1 protein-coding gene is annotated in these 225 nt (G+C 30.7%); it reads right to left on the bottom strand.

Annotation, left to right across the window (positions count from 1 at the left end; translation table 11 throughout):
* A partial coding sequence (locus LfDm3_RS06765; protein WP_404825418.1) for an IS3 family transposase occupies positions 1-211 on the bottom strand: 211 nt, incomplete at its 3' end.
* Positions 212-225: the final 14 nt, after the last annotated feature.

Genomic DNA, 225 nt, shown 5'->3' with positions numbered 1-225 from the left:
TTAAAAACCTTCGGTTTAATTTATTCTTACAAGTTTTACCAACATGACCTTTATAAGAATTATATCTTCGTTTTTTCTTGGTAAACGCCGTTGATAATAGACCTAGTTCATTCATTAAGCGTAATACGCGTTTATGATTAATTTGATGCCCTAAATTCTTTAAAGCTAACGTTACTCGTCGATAACCATAATTTGGGTGACATTGTTTAATTTTCGTGATAGCTT

This window comes from Fructilactobacillus fructivorans, assembly GCF_000814735.1.
Taxonomy (GTDB): Bacteria; Bacillota; Bacilli; order Lactobacillales; family Lactobacillaceae; genus Fructilactobacillus; species Fructilactobacillus fructivorans.
The sequence above is the reverse complement of the archived record's forward strand: the minus strand, read 5'-3'. Positions and strand labels throughout refer to the sequence as shown.